The sequence below is a fragment of the uncultured Brevundimonas sp. genome (genome assembly GCF_937870815.1).
GTDB lineage: Bacteria > Pseudomonadota > Alphaproteobacteria > Caulobacterales > Caulobacteraceae > Brevundimonas.
Genome location: NZ_CALMZS010000111.1, coordinates 1 through 23,515, shown reverse-complemented (window position 1 = coordinate 23,515; position 23,515 = coordinate 1). Strand labels below are relative to the sequence as shown.

Below are 23,515 nucleotides of genomic sequence, written 5' to 3'. Positions count from 1 at the left end.
GTCGCCGGGCGGGGTCCATGTGCCGGACGAGGCGACGCCCCCGCCCCCGCCCCCGCCGCCGCCGCCGCGCGAGTCGGCGGCCACGGCCGGACCGGCCGCCTCGCCGCCCGCCGCGACGACGATGAGCCTGGACTGGCCGGTGCGCGGCGACATCCTGCGCCGCTTCGGCCCGGTCGGCATGGGCGAGCGCAACAACGGCGTCAACATCGGCGCGGCCGAGGGGGCCGAGGTGCGGGCCGCGGCGGCCGGCCGGGTCGGCTATGTCGGCGACGACCTGGCCGGCCAGGGGCTGACGGTGCTGATCGTCCACCGCGACGGCTGGCGATCGGTCTACGGCCATCTCGGCGCGGCCACCGTCCGCGACGGCGACGACGTGCAGGCGGGCCAGGCCATCGGCACGGTCGGCACGACGGCCGGCGACGGGCGGCCCTCGATCCATTTCGAGACCTGGCGGATGCGCGGCGACGAGCCGACCGCGATCGATCCGCTGAGCGTGTTGCCGCGCTGACGCAGGGGACGGGCCGCCGCCCGGGCGCCGCGTTGCAATGTGAGGCGGCGCGCCCTAGGTTCCGCGCCTCATTTTCAAGGGGCGCGGCGCGGCCCGGCATCCAGAGATTCGCAGATGACTGCCACAGACGGGGGCCTGATGGCCCAATTGATCAGCTTCGCTCCGATCATCCTGATCGGAATCATGGGCTATCTGCTGCTGGTCCGCCCGCAGATGAAACAGGCCAAGGCCCACCGCGAGATGATCGCGACGCTGAAGCGGAGCGACACGGTGGTGCTGTCCAACGGCATGATCGGCAAGATCACCCGGGTCGAGAACGACGAGGCCATGGTCGAGATCGCCCAGGGCGTCAACGTCCGCGTCGTCAAGACCATGATCGCCCAGGTGCGCGACCGCACCGGCGTCGCCGCCAACGACACCAAGCCGGTCTCCAAGGCCTGATCCCGGCGCTCTGAAAGGTCGGGGAAGCCCGCATGATTCATCTGTCGCGCTGGAAGGTCATCCTTCTCGCCCTGTCCTTCGCGTTCGGCCTGCTGTTCGCCTGGCCGAACCTGCTGAGCGCCGAGCAGAGGGCGGCGCTGCCGGGCTGGCTGCCGAAGAGCGGGGTCAACCTCGGACTCGACCTGCAGGGCGGGTCGTACCTGCTGCTCGAGGTCGACGTCCCGGCCATGCGCGAGAAACGCCTGACCAACCTCGGCGAGGACGCGCGGACCGTGCTCGGCGAGGCCGGCGTCGACATCTCCGGGATCGTGCGCGAAGGGGCCGGGGTGATCGTCACCCTGGCCGACCCGGCGGCCTCGGACCTGGCGCTGGAAGCCATGCGCGGGCTGGTTTCGGGCGGCGGAGAACCGATCGCCGACCGCACCGTTCAGCGTCTGGGCGGGGGCCGCATCCGCTACGCCTACACCCAGCAGGCGGTCGACGCGATGGCCGCGGACGCGGTGACCCAGTCGATCGAGGTGGTGCGCCGCCGGATCGACAATCTGGGGACGCGCGAGCCGTCGATCACCCGCCAGGGCGCCGACCGGATCGTCATCCAGGCCCCGGGCGAGAGCGATCCGGCCCAGCTGGAGCGGACCATCGGCAAGACGGCCCAGCTGACCTTCCAGATGGTCGATATGGAAAATTCGGTCGAGGAGGCCCTGGCCGGCTTCCCGCCGCCCGATTCCGAGGTGGTCGCGGACGAGAACGGCGCCCCCTACCTCGTCAAGAAGCGGGTGCTGGTCTCGGGCGAGAACCTGACCCGGGCCTTCGTCACCCAGGACCAGAACCGGCAGACCGCCATCGGCTTCCGCTTCGACAGCGCCGGCGGGCGGCGCTTCGGCGAGGCCACCGCCGCCAACATCGGCAAGCCCTTCGCCATCATCCTCGACGGCGAGGTCATCTCGGCCCCGGTCATCCGCAGCGCCATCACCGGCGGCGAGGGCATCATCGAGGGCAGCTTCAGCATCGAGGAGGCCGCCGAACTGGTCGGCCTGCTCAACGGCGGGGCCCTGCCGGCGCCGCTGCGGGTCGAGGAGCGCCGCACGGTGACCGCCGAACTGGGCGCCGACGCTGTGGCCGCGGGCGCCCTGTCGACCACCATCGGCTTCATCATCATCCTGGTGTTCATGCTGCTGTCGTACGGCTTCCTGTTCGGCGGCATCTCGATCGTCGGCCTGCTGCTCAACGGCCTGCTGATCATCGCCGCCATGTCGATGACCGGCGCGGCCCTGACCCTGCCCGGCATCGCCGGCCTGGTGCTGACCTTCGCCGTGGCGGTCGACGCCAATGTGCTGATCTACGAGCGGATGCGTGACGAGGCGCGGGCCGGCCGATCGGTGATCGCCTCGCTCGACGCCGGCTTCAACAAGGCCATGGGCACCATCATCGACGCCAATCTGACCACCCTGGTGGCGGCCCTGATCATGTTCGTGTTCGGGGCCGGTCCGGTGCGCGGCTTCGCCTGGACGCTGACCATCGGCGTCTTCACCTCGATGCTGTCGGCCGTGCTGGTCGCACAGGTCGCCCTGGCCTGGTGGCTCAAGGTCGCCAGGCCCAAAAAACTGCCGATCTCGGAGTGATGGCGATGCGTGGATGGCCCCTGATCAAACTGCTGCCGGTCAAGACGAATCTTCAGTTCGTCAGGTTCTCGAAGGCCTTCGGCGCCCTGTCGGCCGTGCTGGTGATCGCCTCGATCGTCGGCTGTTTCTACCCGGGCCTGAACATGGGCATCGACTTCCGCGGCGGGGCCTCGATGGAGGTCTCCAAGCCGGCCGGCCAGGTCGTGGCCCTCGACGACCTGCGCGGAGCGGTGCGTGACCTCGGCCTCGGCGACGTCGGGGTGCAGGGCATCGCGCGGCGCGGCACGGACGTCAACGACGGCTCCACCGCCATCGTGCGCTTCCAGATCCCGGCGGGCCGCAACCAGACCGAGGTCGTCAACCAGGTCGAGGCGGCGATCACCGCCGCGGTCGGCGAGGTGGCCTATTCGGACGTCGCCGTCGTGGGCTCCAAGGTGTCGGGCGAATTGTTCACCTCGGGCATGCTGGCGCTCGGCCTCGCCGTGGTGCTGATGTTCGCCTACATCTGGTTCAGGTTCGAGCCGCAGTTCGGCCTCGGCGCCATCGCCGGCCTGATGCACGACGTCATCCTGGTGTTCGGCCTGATCGTGCTGATGCGGCTGGAATTCAGCCTCAACATGGTCGCCGCCATCCTGACGGTGATCGGCTATTCGATGAACGACACCGTCGTGGTGTTCGACCGCCTGCGGGAGAACCTGCGCAAATACAAGCAGATGCCCTTGCGCGAGGTGATCGACCTGTCGATCAACGAGACGCTGTCGCGGACCGTCATCACCGGCGTCACGGCGATCATGGTGCTGGCGGCCCTGGCGGTGTTCGGCGGCGAGGCCCTGTTCGGATTCTCCATCGCCCTGATGGCCGGCATCATCATCGGCACCTATTCGTCGGTCTATGTGGCCGCGCCGATCATCCTGCTGTGGGGGGTCAGGCGCGGCGGCGGGGCCGCCGACGACGCCACGCCGGTCAAGCTGGGCATGGCCAGCCGACCGTAGGGGCCATAAGCATCTGAGAATGATCCGGAGTCTTGTCATCCTGTGTATTGCCGCATCAGGCCGCGCCAATACACAGGATGACAACGGTTGGCTCGAAAGTCCCTAAACTCTATCGGTGTTTGTCGCCCTCAACAGGCGCTATGCTCGCGCTTCAACGATTCTCGCCCGGGGAGGGGCGAACCATGGGCAATCTGCTTGCGAACTTCCGCTCCACCGTGCTGTTGAGCCTCGCGCTGGCGGCGGTGATGATCTACGCCTTCGGCAGCGTCGCGCCGGGCGGCTTCGACCTGATCTTCTGGCAGGCGGTGTTCCGCTGGACCCATGTGGTCGCCGGCATCCTGTGGATCGGGCTGCTGTGGTATTTCAACTTCGTCCAGATCCGGATCATGCCGGCGATCCCGGCCGAGCTGAAGCCGGCGGTCGGCAAACATATCGCCCCGGAGGCCCTGTTCTGGTTCCGCTGGTCGGCGCTGGCCACGGTGCTGGCGGGCCTCGCCCTGGCGTTCAGCCGCGGCCACGCCTATGCCGTCGAGGTGCTGAGCTTCGGCCTCGTCGGCGGCCTGACCGAGGACCAGAAGGGCTACACTCTGCTGGGCGTCGGCGTCTGGCTGGCCATCGTCATGTTCCTCAACGTCTGGGGAATCATCTGGCCGAACCAGAAGCGGGCCCTGGGCATGGTCGTGGTCGATGACGACGCCAAGGCCAAGGCCGCCCGGGTGGCCATGCTGGGCAGCCGCACCAACATGCTGCTGTCGCTGCCGATGCTGACCGCCATGGCGATGTACCAGACGCTGTTTGGCTGATCCGGCCGCATTGCTGGATGAACAGGTCCGCGCGGCCGATCCGGACCGCTGGCTGTCGAGCCGGTTCGTGGCCGACGCCCGGGCGCGGGCGGACCTGATCGCCCTGTATGCGTTCGAGGCCGAACTGCGGGCCATTCCGACGCGCGTGACCCAGCCGCTGCTGGCCGAGATGCGCTACGCCTGGTGGCGCGAGCAGCTGGACGGGGTGTTCGCGGGCGCAGCGCGCAAGGGCCACCCGGTGCTGGAGGCGCTGACGGACGTCGTCGCCCGCCACGGCCTGGGGCGGGCGCCGTTCGACGCCCTGATCGAGGCCCATATCGGCCGGGTGCGGGGCGAACCGCACGACCTGGACGCCTTCCATGTCGGTCCGATGCAGACGGCGGCGCGGCTGCTGGCCGGGCCGGGCCATGACGTCGCCGTCGCCGGGGCGGGACGGGTCTGGGGGTTGATGCAGACCGGCCGGACGGATGAGGCGAGGGCCGCCCGGAGCGCGGCCCGGGCGGCCCTGAGGTCCCTGCCGGCGGTCGCCTTTCCGGCGGTCGCCCATGCGGCGCTGACCAGGCCCTCCGGCGCCGGGGCGGGCAGACGGCTGCGCCTGGTCTGGGCCTCGCTGACCGGGCGGATCTGAGCGAGGTTTTGCCAAGCGCGGCGGCGCGGCCCATATGGCCCCCATGGCGAGACTGGGCGAACGGGCCGGACGGCGGGACGATTCGGGGGCCGGTGCGGCGCGGGGCGGACCTCCGGCCGATCTGGCGAAAGGCCCGCCGACGGGCCGGGCGTTCTACGACCTGATGCGGCTGGTGCGGCGCTCGAACGCGCCGCAACTGGGCCTGAGGCTGACGGCGGCGGTCGCCATGACCCTCGGCGGCAAGGCGCTGGGCGTGCTGGCCCCGCTGGCGCTGGGCGCGGCCGTGAACCGGCTGGCGGCCGGGCAGGGGACGGGGGTCGCCCTGGCCTGGAGCTTCGCCGCCTTCGCGGTCGGCTGGGCCTTCATACGCCTGCTGGCGGCCGTGGCCCCCAACGCCTCCGACGTGGTGTTCGCGCCGGTGCGGTCGGCGGCCCAGCGCACGGCGGCGGCGGAGACCTTCGCGCACGCGCTCAGCCTGTCGCTCGACTTCCACCAGACCAAACGCTCGGGGGCGCTGTCGCGGACCATGGACCGGGGCGCGCGGGCGGTCGATTTCCTGATGCGCATCCTCGCCTTCAACCTGATTCCCACCGGGGTCGAGCTGGCGCTGGCCGCGGCCGTGCTGGCCGGCAGGTACGACTGGCGCTTCGGGGCCGTGGCCGTGGCCGTGGTGGCCATCTACGCCGTCGCCACCTTCGCCCTGTCGAACTGGCGCATCGAGCACCGGCGCGAGATGAACGCGGCCGACACCCAGGCGGCCGGGGTCTCGGTCGACGCCCTGCTGAATTATGAGACGGTCAAGTCGTTCGGGGCCGAGGCGCGCGCCGCCCGGGCCTATGACATGGCGCTGGGCGACTATACGCGGGCGGCGCTGAAGGCCAACAGCTCCCTGGCCCTGCTGAACATCGTGCAGGCGGTGATCATGAACCTCGGCCTCGCGATCATGGCCGTGATGGCCGGGTTCGAGGCGGCGGCGGGCCGGATGGGCCCCGGCGACGTGACGGCCGCCGTGCTGATCATGCTCTCCCTGTATGCACCGCTCAACATCCTGGGCTTCGCCTATCGGGAAATCCGTCAGTCCTTCATAGATATGGAGGAAATGTTGAAGGTGACGCGTCAGACGCCCCAGGTGGCCGATGCGGCCGACGCCGGCCCCTTGCCCCGGCCCGTGGACGCGCCGGGCGCGGCCCTCGCCTTCGAGGGCGTGGGGTTCCGCCACGAGGCCCGCGCCGGCGGCCTGGAGGACGTCAGCTTTGTCGCCGCGCCGGGCACCACGACGGCCCTGGTCGGCCCGTCGGGGGCGGGCAAGTCGACCATCGTCAAACTGGCCCTGCGCCTGCTCGATCCGGGGCAGGGGACGGTGCGGATCGACGGCGTCGACGTGCGCCGGGTGACCCAGGACTCGCTGCGGGCGGCGGTGGCGCTGGTGCCCCAGGACGTCGCCCTGTTCAACGACACCATCCGCGCCAACATCGGTTTCGCCCGGCCCGACGCCGACGAGGCGGCGATCTGGGCCGCGGCCGACGCCGCCGAACTGGGCGACTTCATCCGCGCCCTGCCGCAGGGCATGGACACCATGGTCGGCGAGCGGGGGCTGAAGCTGTCGGGCGGCGAGCGCCAGCGGGTCGGCATCGCCCGGGCCCTGCTGGCCGATCCCTGCATCCTGATCCTCGACGAGGCCACCAGCGCGCTCGACAGCCGCACCGAGGCGGCGATCCAGAAGACCCTGCGTCGGGCGCGCACCGGCCGGACCACCCTGGTGGTCGCCCACAGGCTGTCGACCATCGCCGACGCCGACCAGATCCTCGTGCTCAAGGCCGGCCGGATCGTCGAACGCGGGGCGCACCACGAACTGGTGGCCCGCCAGGGCGGGGAGTATGCGGCGCTGTGGCGCAAGCAGACGCGCGGGGCGCGGACCGAACGTCAGCCGGTCTGACCGAATTTCCTCGCCACCATGCGCGCGAGGTCGCTCGACATGGAGGCATGGCTAGCCGGACGACCGTCGCCGAAGGGGTGACGAAACCCTCAGCCGGGGCGGCCGATGGCGTAGAAGCGGTCGGCCCGGGCCTGGCGGATCTGCTCGGCGGAAAGGGCGGAGAGGGCGGCCAGTTCGTCGGCCAGGACGTCGCCGACCGCCCCGATCGCCGCGGCCGGATCGGCATGGGCGCCGCCGACCGGTTCGGGAATGATGCGGTCGACGATCTTCAGCTCGAGCAGGTCGGGGGCGGTGATCTTCATGGCCATGGCGGCCTCGCGCGCCCGGGCGCCGTCGCGCCACAGGATGCCGGCCGCCCCCTCGGGCGAGATCACCGAATAGATCGAGTGTTCGAGCATCAGCACCCGTCCGGCGGCGGCGATGGCGATGGCCCCGCCGGAACCGCCCTCGCCGGTGACGGTGGCGATCAGCGGCGTCCCGAGGGTCAGGCAGCGTTCGGTCGAGCGGGCGATGGCCTCGGCCTGGCCGCGTTCCTCGGCGCCGAGGCCCGGATAGGCGCCGGCGGTGTCGACGAAGGTCAGCACCGGCAGGCCGTAGCGTTCGGCCAGGTCCATCAGCCGCACGGCCTTGCGATAGCCCTCGGGCCGGGCCATGCCGAAATTATGGGTCAGGCGGGTCTGGGTGTCGTGACCCTTCTCGTGGCCCATGACCACCACGGCCTGGCCGCGGAAGCGGGCAAGGCCGCCGAGAATGGCCTGGTCGTCGCCGAACTGGCGGTCGCCCTTCAGCTCGACGAAGTCGGTGAACAGGCCCTCGACATAGTCGATGAAATGCGGCCGTTGCGGGTGGCGGGCGACCTGGGTCTTCATCCACGGATCGAGGTTCGCGTAGATCTTGCGGCGCAGCTGCCCGGCCTTCCTGCGCAGGCCCTCGACCTCGGCGTCGAACGAGCCCGAGGTCGAGGAGAGCAGGTTCAGCTCCTCGATCTTCGCCTCCAGATCGGCGATCGGCTTTTCGAATTCGAGATAGTGGGCGGCCATCAGGCGTCCGGAACAGGCGCGCGTCACAGCGCAACGGAAGGCGGCGGAACCTAGTGGGGACGACGCCGGGGGGCAAGCGGGGTTCAGAAGGCCTTGGGCAGGCCGGCCTGTTTGAGGATTTCATTCGCCATATGACGCAGTGGCTTCGATGGGACGGTGACTTGAATCCCCGTCTGCCTCTGCCGCCATTTTTCATGGCTCCCCTTGCCGCCAGGGACGTGAGAAAATCCGGCGTCAGAGAGGCGCCTGGTTAGTTCCCGGTAGTAGTGATTTGGCACTTCGAATCCCCCGGTGCGTCGGTTCAAGCCTCGAAGCTAACCGGGAGATAAAATCCGCAACGTGGTCAGGCTGCCGCCAGATCGAGCTGACGAACAGCCTCAAAACGGATCGCAACCGGCTCGTGAACGCCGAGGTTGGAGGCGAGCAGATCCGGCGCGAAATGCCGGATCAAATCCTCGAACTCCTCAAGCGTGCCGGTTTGCAGGACAAGGCCGGGGATATCCGACTCGCTGCACCAGACATTCCCTTCGGGATCCCAGAACGCTTTGACATAGAATGACCGAGCCATGGCTTGAGTATGCCCCGTCAGTCGTCCCGCGCCAAGGGATGCTTGCTGCGCACCACCTCGGCCAGGCGGTCGGTGGCGACGTGGGTGTAGATCTGGGTGGTGGCGATGTCGGCGTGGCCGAGCAGGGTCTGGACCACGCGCAGGTCGGCGCCGCCCTCGAGCAGGTGGGTGGCGAAGGCGTGGCGCAGGACATGGGGGCTGACCCGGGCCGGGTCGAGGCCGGCGTCCACGGCGGCCTGGTCGAGCAGCTGGGCGAAGCGGCGCGGGGTCAGATGGCCCCTGGCCGAGGACGACGGGAACAGCCACGGACTGTCGGCGGCCCGCGCCGGCCGGGCGGCGTCGCGGACGCCCAGCCAGGCCTTGACGGCGGCGCGGGCCGAGGCGTTGAGCGGGGCCAGCCGTTCCCTGCCGCCCTTGCCGCGCACGATCAGGAAGGCGGGATCGCGGCGCACCGCCTCGACCCGCAGCCCCAGCAGCTCGGACACCCGCAGGCCGGAGGCGTAGGCCAGCTCGACCAGGGCGACGAGGCGCAGGCCGGCGGCGCCGTCGCGGGCCGAGGCGGCGGCGAGCAGGCGTTCGATCTCGTCGCGGCCGAGCGTCTTCGGCAGGGTGCGGCCCTGCTTCGGAGCGTCGAGCCGGCGGGACGGATCGTCCTCGCGCCAGCCTTCGCCGAGCGCGAAGCGGTAGAACTGGCGGAGGGCGGAGCGCCGGCGCGCCTGGGTGGCGGGGGACAGGCCGCGGGCGCCCAGGCCGGCGTACCAGGCCTCGACCGCCGCCTCGTCCGCGGCCATCAACCCGCCGGGCAGGGCCGCCTCGGCGTCGGCCAGGTCGCGGCCGTAGGCCGACAGGGTGTGGGGCGAGGCGTCGCGTTCGACCGCCATCATCTCGAGAAAGGCCTCGACCTGGGGCGTGGTCATGCGCGGGACCGCTTTGCGTCGGCGGCGCCTGGTGTAAAGGGTGGTCGGGTCATGACGCCTTGCCTGCCGCCGTCCGTTCCGCCGTCGCCCCGCCTCGCGGGAGGCCGGCCATGAGCGGGGACGGACCGATTCCGGTCCATCGCCGCACCATAGCCCTGGTCGGGCTGATGGGGGTGGGGAAATCGACGGTCGGGCGGCGGCTGGCGCGGCGGCTGGGCCTGCCCTTCGCCGACGGCGACGTCGAGATCGAGGCGGCGGCGGCGATGACCGTGTCGGACATCTTCGCCGAACTGGGCGAGGCGGAATTCCGGGCCGGGGAGGCGCGGGTGATGAAACGGCTGCTGGAGGGGCCGCGCATGGTGCTGGCGACCGGCGGCGGGGCCATTCTCAGCCCCGACACCCGGGCCCTGCTGAGGGAGCGGGCCGTGACCGTGTGGATGAGGGTCGATCTGGAGACCGTGGCGAAACGCGTCCAGCGGCGCGACACGCGGCCCCTGCTGCGCGGCCGCGACCCGCTGGAGACGCTCAAGGCCTTGGCCGAGGCGCGCTACCCGGTCTACGCCGCCGCCGACCTCGTGGTCGACGTCGGCGGCGGCGCGCATCCCCACGCGGTCGAGACCATCGTCGCGGCGCTGGAGGCCCATTTCGCCGCTCACGCGCCGGAGGCGGGCGCATGACCGCGGTGGTCGAGGTGTCGGGCGCCGGGTTCCGTCCCTATGAGGTCGTCGTCGGCCGCGGCTTGCTGGGGACGCTGGGCGCCCGCGTGGCCCCGCTGGCCCAGGGCCGCACCGTGGTCATCACCGACGAGACCGTGGCTCGGCTGCACGGCCAGGCGGCCCTGGCCTCGCTGAAGGCGGCGGGGGTTCCCGGCCGCCTGTTGACCGTGCCGCCCGGCGAGGGGTCCAAGTCGTTCGCCGAGCTCGAGCGGGTCATCGACCGGCTGCTGGCCTTCGGGCTCGATCGCCAGGATGTGGTGGTGGCGCTGGGCGGGGGCGTGGTCGGCGATCTGGCCGGGCTGGCGGCGGCCCTGTTCATGCGCGGCGTCGACTTCGTCCAGGTCCCGACCACCCTGCTGGCCCAGGTGGATTCATCGGTCGGCGGCAAGACCGCGATCGACACGCCGCGCGGCAAGAATCTGGTCGGCGCGTTTCACCAGCCGCGGCTGGTGGTGGCCGACATCGACGTGCTGGCGACCCTGCCGGGCCGGCAGCTGCGCTCGGGCTGGGCCGAGGTGCTGAAGCACGGCCTGATCTGCGATCCCGCCTTCTTCGACTGGCTGGCCGGCGACGGCGCGGTGGGGGCGGCGGGCGATCCGGCGGCGCTGGAACGGGCCGTGGTGCGTTCGGTCGAGATCAAGAGCGCCATCGTCGGCGAGGACGAGAAGGAGGCCGGCCGCCGCGCCCTGCTCAACCTCGGCCACACCTTCGGCCACGCCATCGAGGCCGAGCTGGGCTTCGACGAGACGAGGCTCACCCACGGCGAGGCGGTGGCCCTGGGCTGCGCCCTGGCGTTCCGGTTCTCGGCGGCGCAGGGGCTGTGCCCGGCGGGGGAGGCGGAGCGGGCCGAAGCCGTCATCGCGGCGGCCGGCCTGCCGACCCGGGTGGCGCAGGCGGGGGGATTCGGAAGCGCCGCCCTGCTCAAGAGAATGGCCGGCGACAAAAAGGCCGAGGCCGGCCGCCTGACCCTGATCCTCGCCCGCGGCGTGGGAGAGGCCGTCGTGGCCAAGGACGTCGATGCGACGGCGGTGAGGGCCTTCCTTGAGCGGGAGATCGCCGCCGGATGAGGATCGAGCCACTCGTGCTGGAGAACCGCTGGGTGCGGCTGGAGCCCTTCACGCCGGAGTTGAAGGAGGCTGTGCGGGCGGCGCTGAACGTCGACGAGGCGGCGTGGGCGATTATGGCGTCGACGGCCTGGGGCGAGCATTTCGATCCGTGGTGGGACGGGGCGGTCGAGCGCCTGGAAGCCGGACGCGACACGCCCTATGCGGTGCGCCGGCTGGAGGACGGCCGGATCGTCGGGACCAGCAGCCTGCTCGACCTGTTTCCCCGGCATCGCCGGGTGGAGCTGGGCTCGACCTTCTACCATCCGGAGGCGCGGGGCGGCGTGGTCAATCCGGCCAGCAAGCGGCTGTTGCTGCAGCACGCCTTCGACAGCGGCGTCGTCCGGGTCGAGATCATCACCGACGCGGTCAACGCCCGCAGCCAGGCGGCGATCGCCAAGCTGGGGGCGGTGCGCGAGGGCGTGCTGCGCCGGCACAAGATCACCCACACCGGGCGGATCCGCGACACGGTCATGTTCTCGGTGACCGACCAGGACTGGCCCGTCGTGCGGGCGCGCCTGGACGAGCGGCTGGCGACGTTCGGTCAGTCGACCGCCCGGCAGTCGGTGGGTTCGCGGCCGTCGGCGGTCCAGCGGGCCATGACGCCCTCGCCGCGCAGCTCATAGCCGGAGGCGCGATACCAGAGCCCGGAGGCGGCGCGTTCCTGAAACAGGTCGATGGCCTCACCGTTGGAGTTGCGGACGGTGGCCATCTCGCGCGGATTGTCGAAGTCGACCGACAGCCGCTCGCCGTTGTTGCACAGATAGACGGTGCGGATGACGCGGTTGAGCGCCCGCTGCTGGATCTCGGCCCCGGTGCGGCGTTGGGCGGTCTGGGCCGTCTGGGCGCGCTCACGCACCGCTTCGCCGTCGGTGGGCGCCTCGGCGGGCCTGGGGCCGCAGCCGGTCAGAACCAGGGCGGCCGCGGCGGCGAGGGGCATCAGACGCATCAGCACAAGCCTTGCCGCAGGGGGTGGGCGGTTCAACGCCTCGCTCATCCGGCCGTTCCCTTGCGGCGGGCGCGGAAGAAGGCGCGCAGCAGATCGGCCCCGCGCCCGGCGAGGACCCCGCCGGCGATGGCCGGCCGCCAGTGGCAGGTCGGCTGGTCGAAAAAGCGCGGGCCGTGGATCACGGCGCCGCCCTTGGGGTCGTCGGCGCCCCAGACGACCCGGCCGATGCGGGCGTGGCTGATGGCTCCGGCGCACATGGCGCAGGGCTCAAGCGTCACATAGAGGGTCAGTCCGGTCAGGCGGTAGTTGCCCCGTTTCGCGGCGGCCGCGCGCAGGGCGACGATCTCGGCGTGGGCGGTGGGATCATGGGCGCCGACGGGCCCGTTGCGGCCCTCGGCCACGACCTCGCCGGTCGATTCGTCGACGATGACGCAGCCGACCGGAGTCTCTCCCGCCTCCGCCGCCGCTTGCGCACAGGCCAAGGCCATGTGCATGAACCGCTCATCATGGCCAGCCATCCCCGAGACAACGACAAGAAGCCGCGTCCCCGTCAAGACGGCGATCGCGCCGGCCCCCGCAAGGCCTTCGCCAAGGGCGCTCCGAAGGCCGGCGGCGGGGACTTCGGCAAGGGCGTCAGGCCGGGCCCGAAGGCCGACGAGGGCCCGAAGCGCAGCGAGCGCATCGCCAAGGCCATGGCCCGGGCCGGCATCGCCTCGCGCCGCGAGGTCGAGCGGCTGATCGGCCTCGGCAAGGTGGCGGTCAACGGCAAGATTCTCGACACCCCGGCGACCCTGGTGAGCCGCGACGACGTCATCACGGTGGACGGCAAGCCGATCGGCTCGGCCCAGGCGACCCGGGTGTGGCGCTACCACAAGCCGGCCGGACTGCTGACCTCGCATACCGACCCGGCCGGGCGGCCGACCGTGTTCGACGCCCTGCCCAGCGGCCTGCCGCGGGTGATCTCGGTCGGGCGGCTGGACCTCAACACCGAGGGCCTGCTGCTGCTGACCAATGACGGCGAGCTGAGCCGGGCGCTGGAGCTGCCGTCGACGGAGCTGGTGCGCCAGTACCGGGCCCGGGCGCGCGGCCGGGTGACCCAGGCCCAGCTGGACGCGCTGAAGGACGGCGTCACCGTCGACGGCGTCCGCTACGGCCCGATCGAGGCGACGCTGGACAAGGCGAAAGAGAGCGAGGGCGCCGCCCCCGCCAACCTGTGGATCAGCGTCTCGATCACCGAAGGCAAGAACCGGGAGGTCCGCAAGGTGCTGGAGCACCTCGGCCTGACCGTGAACCGGCTGATCCGCCTGGCCTACGGGCCGTTCCAGCTGGGGACGCTGCCGACCGGGTCGGTCGAGGAGGTCGGGCCGCGGGTGATCCGCGAACTGCTGGCCCAGCATATCCGGCCGGAGAACCTGCCGACGGGGAATACGGTGGCGACCCCGGCGCCGATCCCCGGTCGCCGCACCTCGGCGCCGATCAGGACGGGCGCGTCGGGTTCGGCCCTCTCCGATCCGTCGCGCAAGCCGAGCCGGGTGCGGGCGGCCGGGGCCGCCGCCGATGCGGCCGCCGAACGCGCCGCCCGGCCGCAGAAGAAGCCGGGCTGGGCCAGGGCCTCGCCGAAATTCGAGCATCCGAAAAAGAATTTCACGCCGCGCGCCCGGCCCGAGGGCGAGGCGGCGGCCGGCGACCGGCCGAAGCGCGCCTTCAAGCCGCGCGAGGACCAGTTCATCGACAGGCCGCGCGGCGAGCGCTCGTTCGCGAAGCCGGCGGCGGCCGGCGATCGTCCGAAGCGGCCGTTCAAGGCCCGCGAGGGCGGGGCGCCCCGGGGCGAAGGGGTCGCGGGCGGCTTCAAGCGCGGCGGGGGAAGCCGCAGCAATCCGCCGGGCGGCAAGCGGCCGGGCGGCGGCGCCCCCGGTGGCGGTCCGCGTGGTCCGCGATCCGGCGGCTGATCGATGCGGATCGTCGCCGGCAGCCTCAAGGGCCGGGCCATCGTCGCGCCGGAGGGGCAGGGCACCCGCCCGACCTCGGACCGGGCGCGGCAGGCCGTGTTCAATGTGCTGGAGCACGCCGCCTGGGCCGGGCCGCTTCAGGGCGCGCGCGTCATCGACCTGTATGCCGGGTCGGGGGCGCTGGGCTTCGAGGCGATCAGCCGGGGCGCGGCCTTCGCCCTGTTCGTGGAGACCGACGACGAGGCGCGCGGGGCCATCCGCGAAAACGCCGACGCCTATGGTCTCATGGGGCGGACGCGGGTGCACCGGCGCAGCGCCGTCGACCTGGGCGTGCGGCCCGGTTCGGACGGCGAGGCCTTCGACCTGGCCTTCCTCGACCCGCCCTATGGCAAGGGGCTGGGCGAACAGACCCTGGTCCGGCTGCGGGAGGGGAATTGGCTGAAGCCGGGGGCGGTGGTGGTGTTCGAGCGCGGCTCGGACGAGCCGGAGATCGACACGCCCGGCTATGACCGGCTGGACGCGCGCGACTACGGCGCCGCGCGGGTGCTGTTCCTGCGATCCCTCTCCCCGGAGGGAGAGGGTCACCTTCTGCCGAACAGCTTCTCCAGATCGGCCAGCTTGAGCTCGACATAGGTCGGGCGGCCGTGGTTGCACTGGCCGGAGTGGGGGGTGGCCTCCATCTGGCGCAGCAGGGCGTTCATCTCGGGGGCCGAAAGGACGCGGCCGGCGCGGACGCTGCCGTGGCAGGCCATGGTCCCGCAGACCTCGCCGAGACGCTCCGACAGGGCCAGGGCCGCGCCGTGTTCGGCCAGGTCGTCGGCGATGTCGCGGATCAGGCCCTGGACGTCGGTGTCGCCGAGCAGGGCGGGGGTCTCGCGGACCAGCACCGCCCCGGCGCCGAACGGCTCGACGATCAGGCCCAGCCGGGCCAGTTCGTCGGCGCGGGCCGAGACGCGCTCGGCCTCGGCCGGATCGAGTTCGACCACCTCGGGGGTGAGCAGGGCCTGGCGGGTCACCGAGCCGGCGGCCATCTGGACCTTCATCCGCTCGTAGACGAGGCGTTCGTGGGCGGCGTGCTGGTCGACCACCACCAGTCCGTCGCGGGTCTGGGCCACGATATAGGTGCCGTGCAGCTGGGCCCGGGCGGCGCCGAGCGGGAGGTCGATGTCGGCGGGGGCGTGGGGTGTGGGGTGTGGGGTGTAGGGGTCGCCCGGGACCGGCTCCACGCGGGCGCTGCGATCGTTGAGGCCGGGGAGGGTCTGGGCCATGGCGGTGGTGGGAGCCGACCAGCCGGTCCAGCCGGACCAGCCCTGGGCCCCGCCGCCGGCCGCCCCCACACCCCACACCCCCCGCCCCACGCCCTCGTGGGCGGTGAAGCCCGCCAGCGCGTCCGCCGCCACCGTGGTCGAGGCGCGGTGGCCGGCCCCGGCGAGGGCGTGGCGCAGGGCCCCGACGATCAGGCCGCGCACCATCTGGGGATCGCGGAAGCGGACCTCGGCCTTGGCCGGGTGGACGTTGACGTCGACGTAGAGCGGGTCGATGTCGAGGAACAGCACCGCCGCCGGGTGCCGGTCGCGGGCGAGGAAGTCGGCGTAGGCGCCGCGCAGGGCGCCCTGCAGCAGCCGGTCCTTCACCGGCCGGCCGTTGACGAACAGATACTGGTGGCCGGCGTTGCCGCGGCTGTAGGTCGGCAGGCCCGCATAGCCGCTCAGCCGGACTCCGTCGCGTTGCTGGTCGATCAGCAGGGCGTTGGCCTCGAAGTCGCGGCCGAGCAGGGCGGCGAGGCGCCTGAGCCTGCCGTGGTCGCCGGGATGTTCCGCAGGCAGGCGCAGCGCAGTCCTGCCGTCGAGGTCGAGGGTGAAGGCCACGGCCTCATGGGCCATGGCCTGGCGTTTGATCTCCTCGGAGATGGCCATGGCCTCGGCCCGCCCGGACTTCATGAATTTGAGCCGGGCCGGGGTGGCGTAGAACAGGTCGCGGACCTCGACCCGGGCGCCGTGCGGGCCGGGGAAGCCGGCCGGGGCGACCGGGCGCTGGTCGCCGCCCTCGACGGTGATGGCGTGGGCGTCGCCGCCGTCCCGCGAGCGGCTGGTGATGGTCAGCCGGGCCACCGAACCGATCGAGGGCAGGGCCTCGCCGCGGAAGCCGAGGGTGGAGATGCGCAGCAGGTCGACGTCGCCGGCGTCGTCGGGCTCCAGCTTGGAGGTGGCGTGGCGCTCGACCGCCAGGGCCAGCTGGTCGGCGGCCATGCCGTGACCGTCGTCGGCGATCAGGATGCGGCTCAGGCCGCCGCCGTCGGCCTGCACCTCGATCCGCGTCGCGCCGGCGTCGAGGGCGTTCTCGACCAGCTCCTTGATGGCGCTGGCCGGCCGTTCGACCACCTCGCCGGCGGCGATGCGGTTGACGGTCTCGGGCGGCAGGCGGCGGATGGGCATGAACGCGGAAGTATGGGCTGATCCGCCGGGCGGGAGAAGCGCCGTCCTGTCTCGCGCTGTGGTTCAGTCGCGATCGGCTGGGGACAGGTCGGGCCGGGCCTCAGTCCGCCTTGGCCGCGCGGATCGCCCGGTCGAGGGCGGCCGGCTCGATCGACTCCATGGCCCGGCCGTTGACGAAGAAGGTCGGGGTGCCGGCGAGGCCCATGGCCATCGCCGAGGTCTGCATGTCGGCCATGTGGCGGGCGAGGTCGGGGCTGGTCATGGCCGCCTCGGCCTCGGGCAGGGACACGCCGTTGGCCTGCAGGATGGCGTCGATCGCCGGTTCCGACAGCGCCGGCGCGGCCATCAGCGCCCGGAAGACCGGCAGGTATTTGCCCTGCCGGTGCGCGGCCTGCGCCGCCCGCGCCGCATGGTGCGACACGCCGTTGGCCGCGCCGTCGAGGATCGGCCAGTCCTTGAACACGAAGCGGACGTCGGGATGGACCTGCATCAGGCGCAGCACCTCGGGCGCGGTGGCCTTGCAGCCGGGGCAGCGGAAGTCGAAGAACTCAATCACCGTCACCCGGGCGTCGGCCGGCCCGAAGGCGGCGTCGCGGGCGTCGACGGTGAGCAGGCCCGGATTGGCGGCGACCCGGGCGGTGATCTCGGCGGCCTTCCGGCGGCCGTCGGCGACCTGCTGCTGCAGGGCCCGCTGCTCGAGGGCGACGCTGACTTCCTGCAGCACTTCGGGATTCTGGAGCAGATAGGCCCTGACCCGTGCGCCGAAATCCGCGCCGGAGACGTAAGGGGCGAGCGCCACGAGCAGCGCCGCCGCCGACACCGCCAGGGCGGCCACGCCGGCCCGCCCGCCGGACAGCAGGCGGCCGGACGGCGCGGACGGGGATCTGGGTTCGGGCGTCTGGGTCATGGGGGTCTCGAAGGGGGTTTCAGCCGCCGGCCGGAATGACGCCCGGGCGTCGGCGCTGGTCGTTGCGGCGGTCGAGGTCGTCGACGTCCTCCTGGGTCGCGCCCGAGGCGAAGACGATGTCCATGGCCCGGGTCCATTCGGCCGAGCCGGGCTCCAGCAGGTCCCGGGCGCGCAGCGCGAACTGGGTGGCCTGACGCCCGGCCCCGGAGGCGAAATACATCTCGGCCGAGGCCAGGCGGGCCTCGCCCTCCTTGCCCTGGCTGTCGTAGGCCTGGGCCAGCAGCCGCCAGGCCATGCTGTTGTCCTTCTCCAGGGCGGCGGCCCGCTTCAGGTGATCGACCGCGGCCTCCAGCCGGGCCGGGTCGCGGGTCTCGATCAGCGCATGACCGAGGTTGATGCGCAGCAGCGGCGCATTGGGCAGCAGGTCGACGGAACGCTGGTGGGCCCCGATGGCCTCTTCCGGCCGCCCTTCCTCGAACAGGATCTGGCCCTTCAGCTCCCAGAAATACGGATTGTCGGGCTGTTCGGCGAGCAGGGCGTCGACCGCCGCGAGGGCCCGGTCCGTCTGGCCGTCCCGATACCAGGCGATGGCGCGGGCGTAGCGGGCGGGCAGGGTGGCGTCGGTCTCGGGATAGTCGCGCAGGGCGGAACGCGGGTCGTCCATGAAGGCGTGGATCTTGGCCAGCACCAGCGCATGCTGGGCCATCCGCTCCGGACTGTCCCGGCGGCCGTAGCTCGGCTGTTCGGCCACGAAGCGGCGCAGGTTCTCGATACGGTCCGACGACAGCGGATGGCTGCGGAAATAGGGGAACCGGCGGGCGTCGGAGAACACCTCCTGCGAGCGGAAATTCTCGAAGAAGGTGACCAGCCCGCGGCCGGACTCGCCGGCCGATGCCAGGGCCCGGGCGCCGGTGTTGTCCGCCTCGCCCTCCTGGTGGGTCATGTAGCGCAGGGCGCTGAGGGTTCCGAAATACTGGCTGTTGCCGAGCAGCACGGCGCCGGCGTCGGGCGCGCCCGCGGCGATGGCCAGGGCGCCCAGGGCCATGGTCATCAGCATCGGCTGCATGCCGGCGTCCTGGGCCCCGTCGCGCAGGGTGTGGCGATTGCGGATATGGCCGGCCTCATGGGCGATGACGCCGAGCAGTTCGTTGGGATTGCGGGTCCGCAGGATCAGGCCGGTGTTCAGTCCCATGATCCGCCCGCGGGTGGCGAAGGCGTTCAGCTCGGCGTCGCCGATCAGCAGGATCTCGACCTCGGCCGGCTCCAGGCCCATGGCCGTGAACACCGGATCGGCCCATTCATGGATGATGGTCTCGATCTCGGTGTCGCGGATGGCGCTCGGCTCCCGGGCCGAGGCCGGGAGCGCGGCGGACCAGAGCAGGCCGGCGGCGGCGGCGGCCCCGAGCAGGCGGGCGGCGTGTCTGGTCAGCCGGTTCATGGCGTACTCCCGCTACCGTCGATCGCCCCCGCCCCGATCCTCACTCTCTAATCGCGGCCATTCAACGGCGCCACCATCCCCGTTTGGGCTTCTCGGGCGGGGTGACGATCTGGGCGGGATCGTCGGCGATCAGGGTGGCGACGTCGATCTCGGGCGCGGGGGGCGCCACGGGCTCGACCAGGGCCGCCGGCGCGGCCCCGGTCCCGGCGGCCGGGTCCGTGAGCGGGGCGGGGGCTTCGGCCTCGATCGCCTCGACCTCTATCTCCGGGACCTCGAGCTGAGGGGTCTCGAGCTCGGGGGCCGGCTCGGCGGCTTCCACGACCCCGCCCGTGACCTTGCGGCGGACCCGCCGGCGCCGGGGCTCCTCGACCGGCGGCGGGGCCGTCGTCCCGACCTCCCCGGCGACAATCATCGGCGTCGGGGCGTCCGGCGCCGGCTCTCCCGTCGGCTCGCCGCCGGGGGCGGCGTCGCCGTCGGCGGCGACGTTCAGGTCGCGGTCGGCGCGGTCGCGGCCGCGCCCGCGGCCCCGCCGCCGGCGCGAACGGCCGGGCCGGTCGCCGGCCTCGCCGGTCTCGGCCTCGATCCGGTCGCGCGGCGCCTCCGCGGCCCCGACTTCGGCTTCGGCGGGACGCGGAGCCGAGGCGGCGGGATTGATGGGGTCGAACCAGATGTACGGGTCGTCCAGGGACGGCGTGCGGCCGCGGACCCAGAAGAAGGCGTCGCGATCGCCGCCCTCCTCACGCACCCGCCGTCCGCCGCGACGGCCGCGGCGACGGCGTCGCCCGGCCTCGCTGTCGTCGTCCTCGGGCATGGCCGGGGCCTCGGCCGCGGGAGCTTCGCCCTCGTCGCGGCGACCGCCGCGCCGGCGCCGGCCCCGGCCGCGGCCGCGCCCGCCCTCGGGGCGTTCCGCGTGATCTCCGGATTCAGCGTCGTCGCCGTCGTCGCGGTCGGGCGCATCCTCGTCCTCGTCCTCAACGTCGTCGAGGAGCTCTTCCTCCCCGGCCTCGTCGTCGGTCCAGGCGCTGTCGTCGAAGTCGTCGTCGAGATCGACGAAGGTTTCCGCCCCCTCGGGCGGGGTGAAGTCCTCATTGGTCTCGGTGCGCTCGAGGGCGTGCTCGCCCTGGGCGAGGCTGTCGTCGATCTGGATGATCACGTTCAGGCCGCGTCGGGTCAGCAGGCTCTGAAGATAGTCGCGCTTGTGGTTGAGAATGTAGAGGGCGACCGCGGTGCAGACGCGCAGGGTGACCGAACCGGCGCCGTTGCGGCCGGCCTCGATGTCAACGGCGCGAAGGGTCATCAGGGCGGCGCTTTCGGCCGAACGGATGCGGCCCGCCCCCTGGCAGTGCGGGCACGCCTCGGTGGCCCCCTCGATGACGCCGAGGCGGCGGCGCTGGCGGCTGATCTCCATCAGGCCGAAGCCGGAGATGCGGCCCATCTGGATGCGGGCCCGGTCCCTGGCCAGGGCGTCCTTGAGCGCCTTCTCGACGGCCCGGTTGTTCTTCGCCTCGTCCATGTCGATGAAGTCGATGACGATCAGTCCGGCGAGGTCCCGCAGGCGCAGCTGGCGGGCGGCCTCGACGGCCGCCTCCATATTGGTCTTGAAGGCGGTGGCCTCGACGTTGCGCTCCTTGGTGGCGCGGCCGGAGTTGACGTCGATGGCGACCAGGGCCTCGGTCTGGTTGATCACCAGATAGCCGCCCGACTTCAGGGGCACGGTCGGCTGGTGGATCTGGGTCAGCATCTCCTCGATGCCGTTGGAGGCGAACAGCGGCCGCGCCCCCTGGTAAAGATGCACCTTCTTCGACTGCGAGGGCATCAGCACCCGCATGAAGTCGCGCGCCTCGCGGAAACCCTCGACGCCCTCCACCTGGATGCCGTCGAAATCCTTGTCGAACATGTCGCGCACGGCGCGGCGGACGAGGTTCTCCTCCTCGTAGATCAGCGAGGGGGCGTTGGAGCGCAGGGTGGTCTCGCGGATCGTCTCCCACAGGCGCAGCAGGTATTCGTAGTCGCGCTGGATCTCGGCCTTGGTGCGCTTGGCGCCGGCGGTGCGGATGATCAGACCCATGCCGGACGGCACGTCCAGCGAGGCGGCGGCCGCCTTCAGGCGCTTGCGGTCGGTGGCCTGGGTGATCTTGCGCGAAATGCCGCCGCCCTTGCCGGTGTTGGGCATCAGCACGCAGTAGCGGCCGGCCAGCGACAGCCAGGTGGTCAGGGCGGCGCCCTTGCCGCCGCGCTCGTCCTTGACGACCTGGACGAGCAGGATCTGCCGGCGCTTGATGACGTCCTGGATCTTGTAGCGCCGCATCAGCCGGCGCTTGAGGCGTTCCTCCTCGGCCAGGCCGCCCTCGTGCTCGTCGTCGGCGCTTTCGCGGCCGAGATCGTCGCTGTCGTCCTCGTCCGTGGCCGCTTCGGCCATGATGGCCTCGCGGTCGGCGACCGGGATCTGATAATAGTCCGGGTGGATCTCGTTGAAGGCCAGGAAGCCGTGGCGGTTGCCGCCGTATTCGACGAAGGCGGCCTGGAGGCTGGGCTCTACCCGGGTGACCTTGGCGAGATAGATATTGCCCCGAAGCTGACGCTTCGAGCGGGATTCAAAGTCGAATTCCTCGATCTGACGGCCCTCGACGATCGCGACGCGGGTTTCCTCCGCGTGGGCGGCGTCGATCAACATGGTCTTTGACATGGAGTGTTTCTTTCTGGCGCGCCCGGCCGTCCCCGCTGGGGGGTGAGGCGGCTCGCCGAAGGGGATTGCGGGCGGAGGCCTGCGCGGTCCCGTCGCCGCGGCGCGAGCCGGGGGCGAGGTCGGTCCAGTCGGACCGGAAGGGAGCGCAGGCGGTGTGGCCCATGAAGGTTCAGTACGGTCCTGGGTCCGGACGCGCCGTCGAGAGGGCGTCCCGGGCCCGGTCGTCGAATCGGCGGGCGGGGCCGGCCGGCTCTCGGATCGGTGAAAGTCACGCCGCGAGGAGGGCGCGTCCGGCCCGGCGAAGCGGGGGACGCGATCGTTCGCGAGCGGCGCAAGCATAGGCATCCCCCATGCGAATTGAAAGCGGCGTCCGCCTTAACCCGTTGGCCATCCCGAACGGCCATAATACGGTCAATCAGCAGGTGGATTTCCATCGAATGCACGGGTTGTGGCGTATCAAACCAGCGTTTCGCGCCGCCGGGCCAGGCCGGGCGATGACGGTTCGCGCGCGCGGCCTGGCCGCCGTGGGCGTGCTGGTGTTCGCCATCGCCGCCCTGGCCGCGGGCCGGGGGCTGGCCTCGGGCGCCGCGGGCGAGATCCTGCGCGTCAGGTTCGGCGGCGACGCCGAACGCACCCGGGTGGTCATCGATCTCGACCGCAGCTCTCGCGGCGAGGTGATCCGCGCCGGCGACGACGGCCAGGTGGTGCTGAGCCTCGCGGGGGTCGCGCCGCCGGAGCGCCGCGGCGGGGCCGGCCAGGGCCTGGTGCGGGATTTCCGTCTGACCCGGGCCGGGGCGGCGTCGCGTCTCGAACTGGACCTGGCCGCCAGCGCCGAGATCGAGCGCCGCTTCCTGCTGCCGCCCGGCGACGGCGTCGCCCACTATCGCTATGTCGTCGACCTCAAGGCCACCGGCCGGGCCCCGACCCGGGCCGGACCGCGCCGGGCCGCGCCGCCGCGGCCGGCCGAACGGCCGCTGATCTACATCGACGCCGGCCACGGCGGCCGCGACCCGGGCGCCAGCGGGGCCATTTCGCGCGAGAGCGCCGTCACCCTGGCCGCCGCCCGGGCGCTGAAGCATGAGCTGGAGCGCGGCGGACGCTACCGGGTGCGGATGACCCGCGACGGCGACGCCTATGTCGGTCTCGACCGCCGGGTGGCCATCGCCCGCCAGGCCGGGGCCGATCTGTTCATCAGCCTGCACGCCGACGCCGGGGCCGACCCGGCCACGCGCGGGGCCAGCGTCTACACCCTGTCGGAGCAGGGCGCCGGCCGGGCCGTGCGCGAGTTCACCCGCGGCGACAACTGGCAGCGCAGCCTGAATCTGCCCGGGCGCGACGCCTCGGTCGACCGCATCCTGCTGGACATGACCCAGCGCGCCACCCAGAACCGCTCGGCCCGGCTGGCCCGCACCCTGCTGGGCGAGCTCGAGGGCGCCGACCGCCCGCTGCTGCGCCGCAGCCATCGGGACGCCGGCCTGGCCGTGCTGCTGGCCCCCGACGTGCCGGCGGTGCTGCTGGAGATGGGTTTCATCACCAATCCGGAGGACGAGCGGCTGCTCAACGACGCCCGCGCGCGGCGCCGGATGATGCGGGCCGTGGCCGGGGGCATCGACCGCTATTTCCGCGAGCCCGCCGGCGAGATGCAGATGGCCTCGGCGGGCGCGGCGGGCCAGCCCTGAGAGCGGCGCGCCCGCGCCGTCCCCCGGCCCTGCCCGGGGAACATTCTCGAAGTAACCGGCGAAGGGACTGGGGGCGGATGCGGTCTAGCGGCGGCGCGCGACGCGGGCTAAACCTGCCGGCCGGGCGCGTCATTCGGAGTATCAGGTGAAGATTGCCGAACGCTGGTTCGTGATGGCGGGCGTCGGCCTGCTGGCCGC

At 72.1% G+C, this 23,515-nt stretch carries 23 protein-coding genes; 13 read left to right on the top strand and 10 right to left on the bottom strand.

Annotated features, from left to right (window positions below; translation table 11 throughout):
* The 7 genes from Q0588_RS07185 to Q0588_RS07155 form a co-directional block, all read left to right on the top strand.
* Positions 1–508 (top strand): peptidoglycan DD-metalloendopeptidase family protein (locus tag Q0588_RS07185; RefSeq protein ID WP_298745083.1); only part of this gene is annotated, 508 nt, incomplete at its 5' end.
* Positions 509–622: 114 nt separating this feature from the next.
* Complete coding sequence (yajC, locus tag Q0588_RS07180; protein WP_298745081.1) at positions 623–949, top strand: preprotein translocase subunit YajC; 327 nt, start codon at positions 623–625, stop codon at positions 947–949.
* Positions 950–981: 32 nt separating this feature from the next.
* A complete protein-coding gene (secD, locus tag Q0588_RS07175; protein ID WP_298745079.1) occupies positions 982–2,571 on the top strand; it encodes a protein translocase subunit SecD in 1,590 nt (529 codons plus the stop codon).
* Complete coding sequence (gene secF, locus Q0588_RS07170) at positions 2,571–3,563, top strand: protein translocase subunit SecF (RefSeq protein WP_298745077.1); 993 nt, start codon at positions 2,571–2,573, stop codon at positions 3,561–3,563. The genes secD and secF overlap by 1 nt, the downstream gene beginning before the upstream one ends.
* Before the next feature lie 182 nt (positions 3,564–3,745).
* Positions 3,746–4,366 carry a hypothetical protein gene (locus Q0588_RS07165; RefSeq protein ID WP_298745075.1) on the top strand — a complete coding sequence of 207 codons (621 nt, stop codon included), beginning with the start codon at positions 3,746–3,748 and terminating at the stop codon, positions 4,364–4,366.
* Positions 4,359–4,994, top strand: a complete 636-nt coding sequence (locus Q0588_RS07160) for a squalene/phytoene synthase family protein (protein ID WP_298745073.1) — start codon at positions 4,359–4,361, stop codon at positions 4,992–4,994. The genes Q0588_RS07165 and Q0588_RS07160 overlap by 8 nt, the downstream gene beginning before the upstream one ends.
* A 163-nt stretch (positions 4,995–5,157) precedes the next feature.
* On the top strand, positions 5,158–6,930 hold the full coding sequence (locus Q0588_RS07155; protein WP_298745085.1) for an ABC transporter ATP-binding protein/permease: 1,773 nt from the start codon (positions 5,158–5,160) through the stop codon (positions 6,928–6,930).
* Positions 6,931–7,019: 89 nt separating this feature from the next.
* Here the strand turns inward: Q0588_RS07155 and Q0588_RS07150 are convergent, their stop codons facing one another.
* The 4 genes from Q0588_RS07150 to Q0588_RS07140 all read right to left on the bottom strand — a co-directional run bounded on the left by Q0588_RS07150 (position 7,020) and on the right by Q0588_RS07140 (position 9,455).
* Positions 7,020–7,970 carry an acetyl-CoA carboxylase carboxyltransferase subunit alpha gene (locus tag Q0588_RS07150; RefSeq protein WP_298745071.1) on the bottom strand — a complete coding sequence of 317 codons (951 nt, stop codon included), beginning with the start codon at positions 7,968–7,970 and terminating at the stop codon, positions 7,020–7,022.
* A gap of 83 nt (positions 7,971–8,053) precedes the next feature.
* Complete coding sequence (locus Q0588_RS16010; protein WP_366872718.1) at positions 8,054–8,248, bottom strand: type II toxin-antitoxin system HicA family toxin; 195 nt, start codon at positions 8,246–8,248, stop codon at positions 8,054–8,056.
* A gap of 65 nt (positions 8,249–8,313) precedes the next feature.
* Positions 8,314–8,538 (bottom strand): DUF1902 domain-containing protein, encoded by a 225-nt coding sequence (locus Q0588_RS07145; RefSeq protein ID WP_298745068.1) that lies wholly within the window; start codon positions 8,536–8,538, stop codon positions 8,314–8,316.
* Between the two features lie 17 nt (positions 8,539–8,555).
* The gene (locus Q0588_RS07140; protein ID WP_298745066.1) at positions 8,556–9,455 is read right to left on the bottom strand and encodes a site-specific tyrosine recombinase XerD; all 900 of its coding nucleotides are present in this window, start codon (positions 9,453–9,455) and stop codon (positions 8,556–8,558) included.
* 110 nt (positions 9,456–9,565) lie between these two features.
* Between Q0588_RS07140 and Q0588_RS07135 the strand changes: the two genes are divergently transcribed.
* The 3 genes from Q0588_RS07135 to Q0588_RS07125 are packed head-to-tail and all read left to right on the top strand — an operon-like array spanning position 9,566 to position 11,900.
* Positions 9,566–10,132 (top strand): shikimate kinase, encoded by a 567-nt coding sequence (locus Q0588_RS07135; protein ID WP_298745064.1) that lies wholly within the window; start codon positions 9,566–9,568, stop codon positions 10,130–10,132.
* Positions 10,129–11,238 carry a 3-dehydroquinate synthase gene (aroB, locus tag Q0588_RS07130; protein ID WP_298745062.1) on the top strand — a complete coding sequence of 370 codons (1,110 nt, stop codon included), beginning with the start codon at positions 10,129–10,131 and terminating at the stop codon, positions 11,236–11,238. The genes Q0588_RS07135 and aroB overlap by 4 nt, the downstream gene beginning before the upstream one ends.
* Positions 11,235–11,900, top strand: a complete 666-nt coding sequence (locus Q0588_RS07125) for a GNAT family protein (RefSeq protein WP_298745060.1) — start codon at positions 11,235–11,237, stop codon at positions 11,898–11,900. The genes aroB and Q0588_RS07125 overlap by 4 nt, the downstream gene beginning before the upstream one ends.
* Here Q0588_RS07125 and Q0588_RS07120 read toward each other — a convergent pair.
* Positions 11,819–12,223, bottom strand: a complete 405-nt coding sequence (locus Q0588_RS07120) for an MliC family protein (RefSeq protein ID WP_298745058.1) — start codon at positions 12,221–12,223, stop codon at positions 11,819–11,821. The genes Q0588_RS07125 and Q0588_RS07120 overlap by 82 nt on opposite strands.
* Positions 12,224–12,267: 44 nt before the next feature.
* Entirely contained in the window at positions 12,268–12,741 is a 474-nt protein-coding gene (gene tadA / locus Q0588_RS07115; protein WP_298745056.1) for a tRNA adenosine(34) deaminase TadA, read from the bottom strand.
* Here tadA and Q0588_RS07110 point away from each other — a divergent pair.
* The gene (locus tag Q0588_RS07110) at positions 12,730–14,172 is read left to right on the top strand and encodes a pseudouridine synthase (RefSeq protein ID WP_298745054.1); all 1,443 of its coding nucleotides are present in this window, start codon (positions 12,730–12,732) and stop codon (positions 14,170–14,172) included. The genes tadA and Q0588_RS07110 overlap by 12 nt on opposite strands.
* Positions 14,173–14,175: 3 nt before the next feature.
* Positions 14,176–14,805 carry a 16S rRNA (guanine(966)-N(2))-methyltransferase RsmD gene (gene rsmD / locus Q0588_RS07105; RefSeq protein WP_298745052.1) on the top strand — a complete coding sequence of 210 codons (630 nt, stop codon included), beginning with the start codon at positions 14,176–14,178 and terminating at the stop codon, positions 14,803–14,805.
* Here the strand turns inward: rsmD and mutL are convergent.
* From mutL to Q0588_RS07085, 4 genes are all read right to left on the bottom strand, one after another.
* Positions 14,754–16,607 (bottom strand): DNA mismatch repair endonuclease MutL, encoded by a 1,854-nt coding sequence (gene mutL / locus Q0588_RS07100; protein WP_298745050.1) that lies wholly within the window; start codon positions 16,605–16,607, stop codon positions 14,754–14,756. The two genes, rsmD and mutL, sit on opposite strands and share 52 nt — an antisense overlap.
* A 100-nt stretch (positions 16,608–16,707) precedes the next feature.
* Complete coding sequence (locus tag Q0588_RS07095; RefSeq protein ID WP_298745048.1) at positions 16,708–17,514, bottom strand: thioredoxin domain-containing protein; 807 nt, start codon at positions 17,512–17,514, stop codon at positions 16,708–16,710.
* A gap of 19 nt (positions 17,515–17,533) precedes the next feature.
* Entirely contained in the window at positions 17,534–18,952 is a 1,419-nt protein-coding gene (locus Q0588_RS07090; RefSeq protein ID WP_298745047.1) for a M48 family metalloprotease, read from the bottom strand.
* Positions 18,953–19,013: 61 nt separating this feature from the next.
* On the bottom strand, positions 19,014–21,638 hold the full coding sequence (locus Q0588_RS07085) for a ribonuclease E/G (protein WP_298745046.1): 2,625 nt from the start codon (positions 21,636–21,638) through the stop codon (positions 19,014–19,016).
* A 494-nt stretch (positions 21,639–22,132) separates the two neighbouring features.
* Between Q0588_RS07085 and Q0588_RS07080 the strand changes: the two genes are divergently transcribed.
* Entirely contained in the window at positions 22,133–23,317 is a 1,185-nt protein-coding gene (locus tag Q0588_RS07080; protein WP_298745045.1) for an N-acetylmuramoyl-L-alanine amidase, read from the top strand.
* Positions 23,318–23,515: the final 198 nt, after the last annotated feature.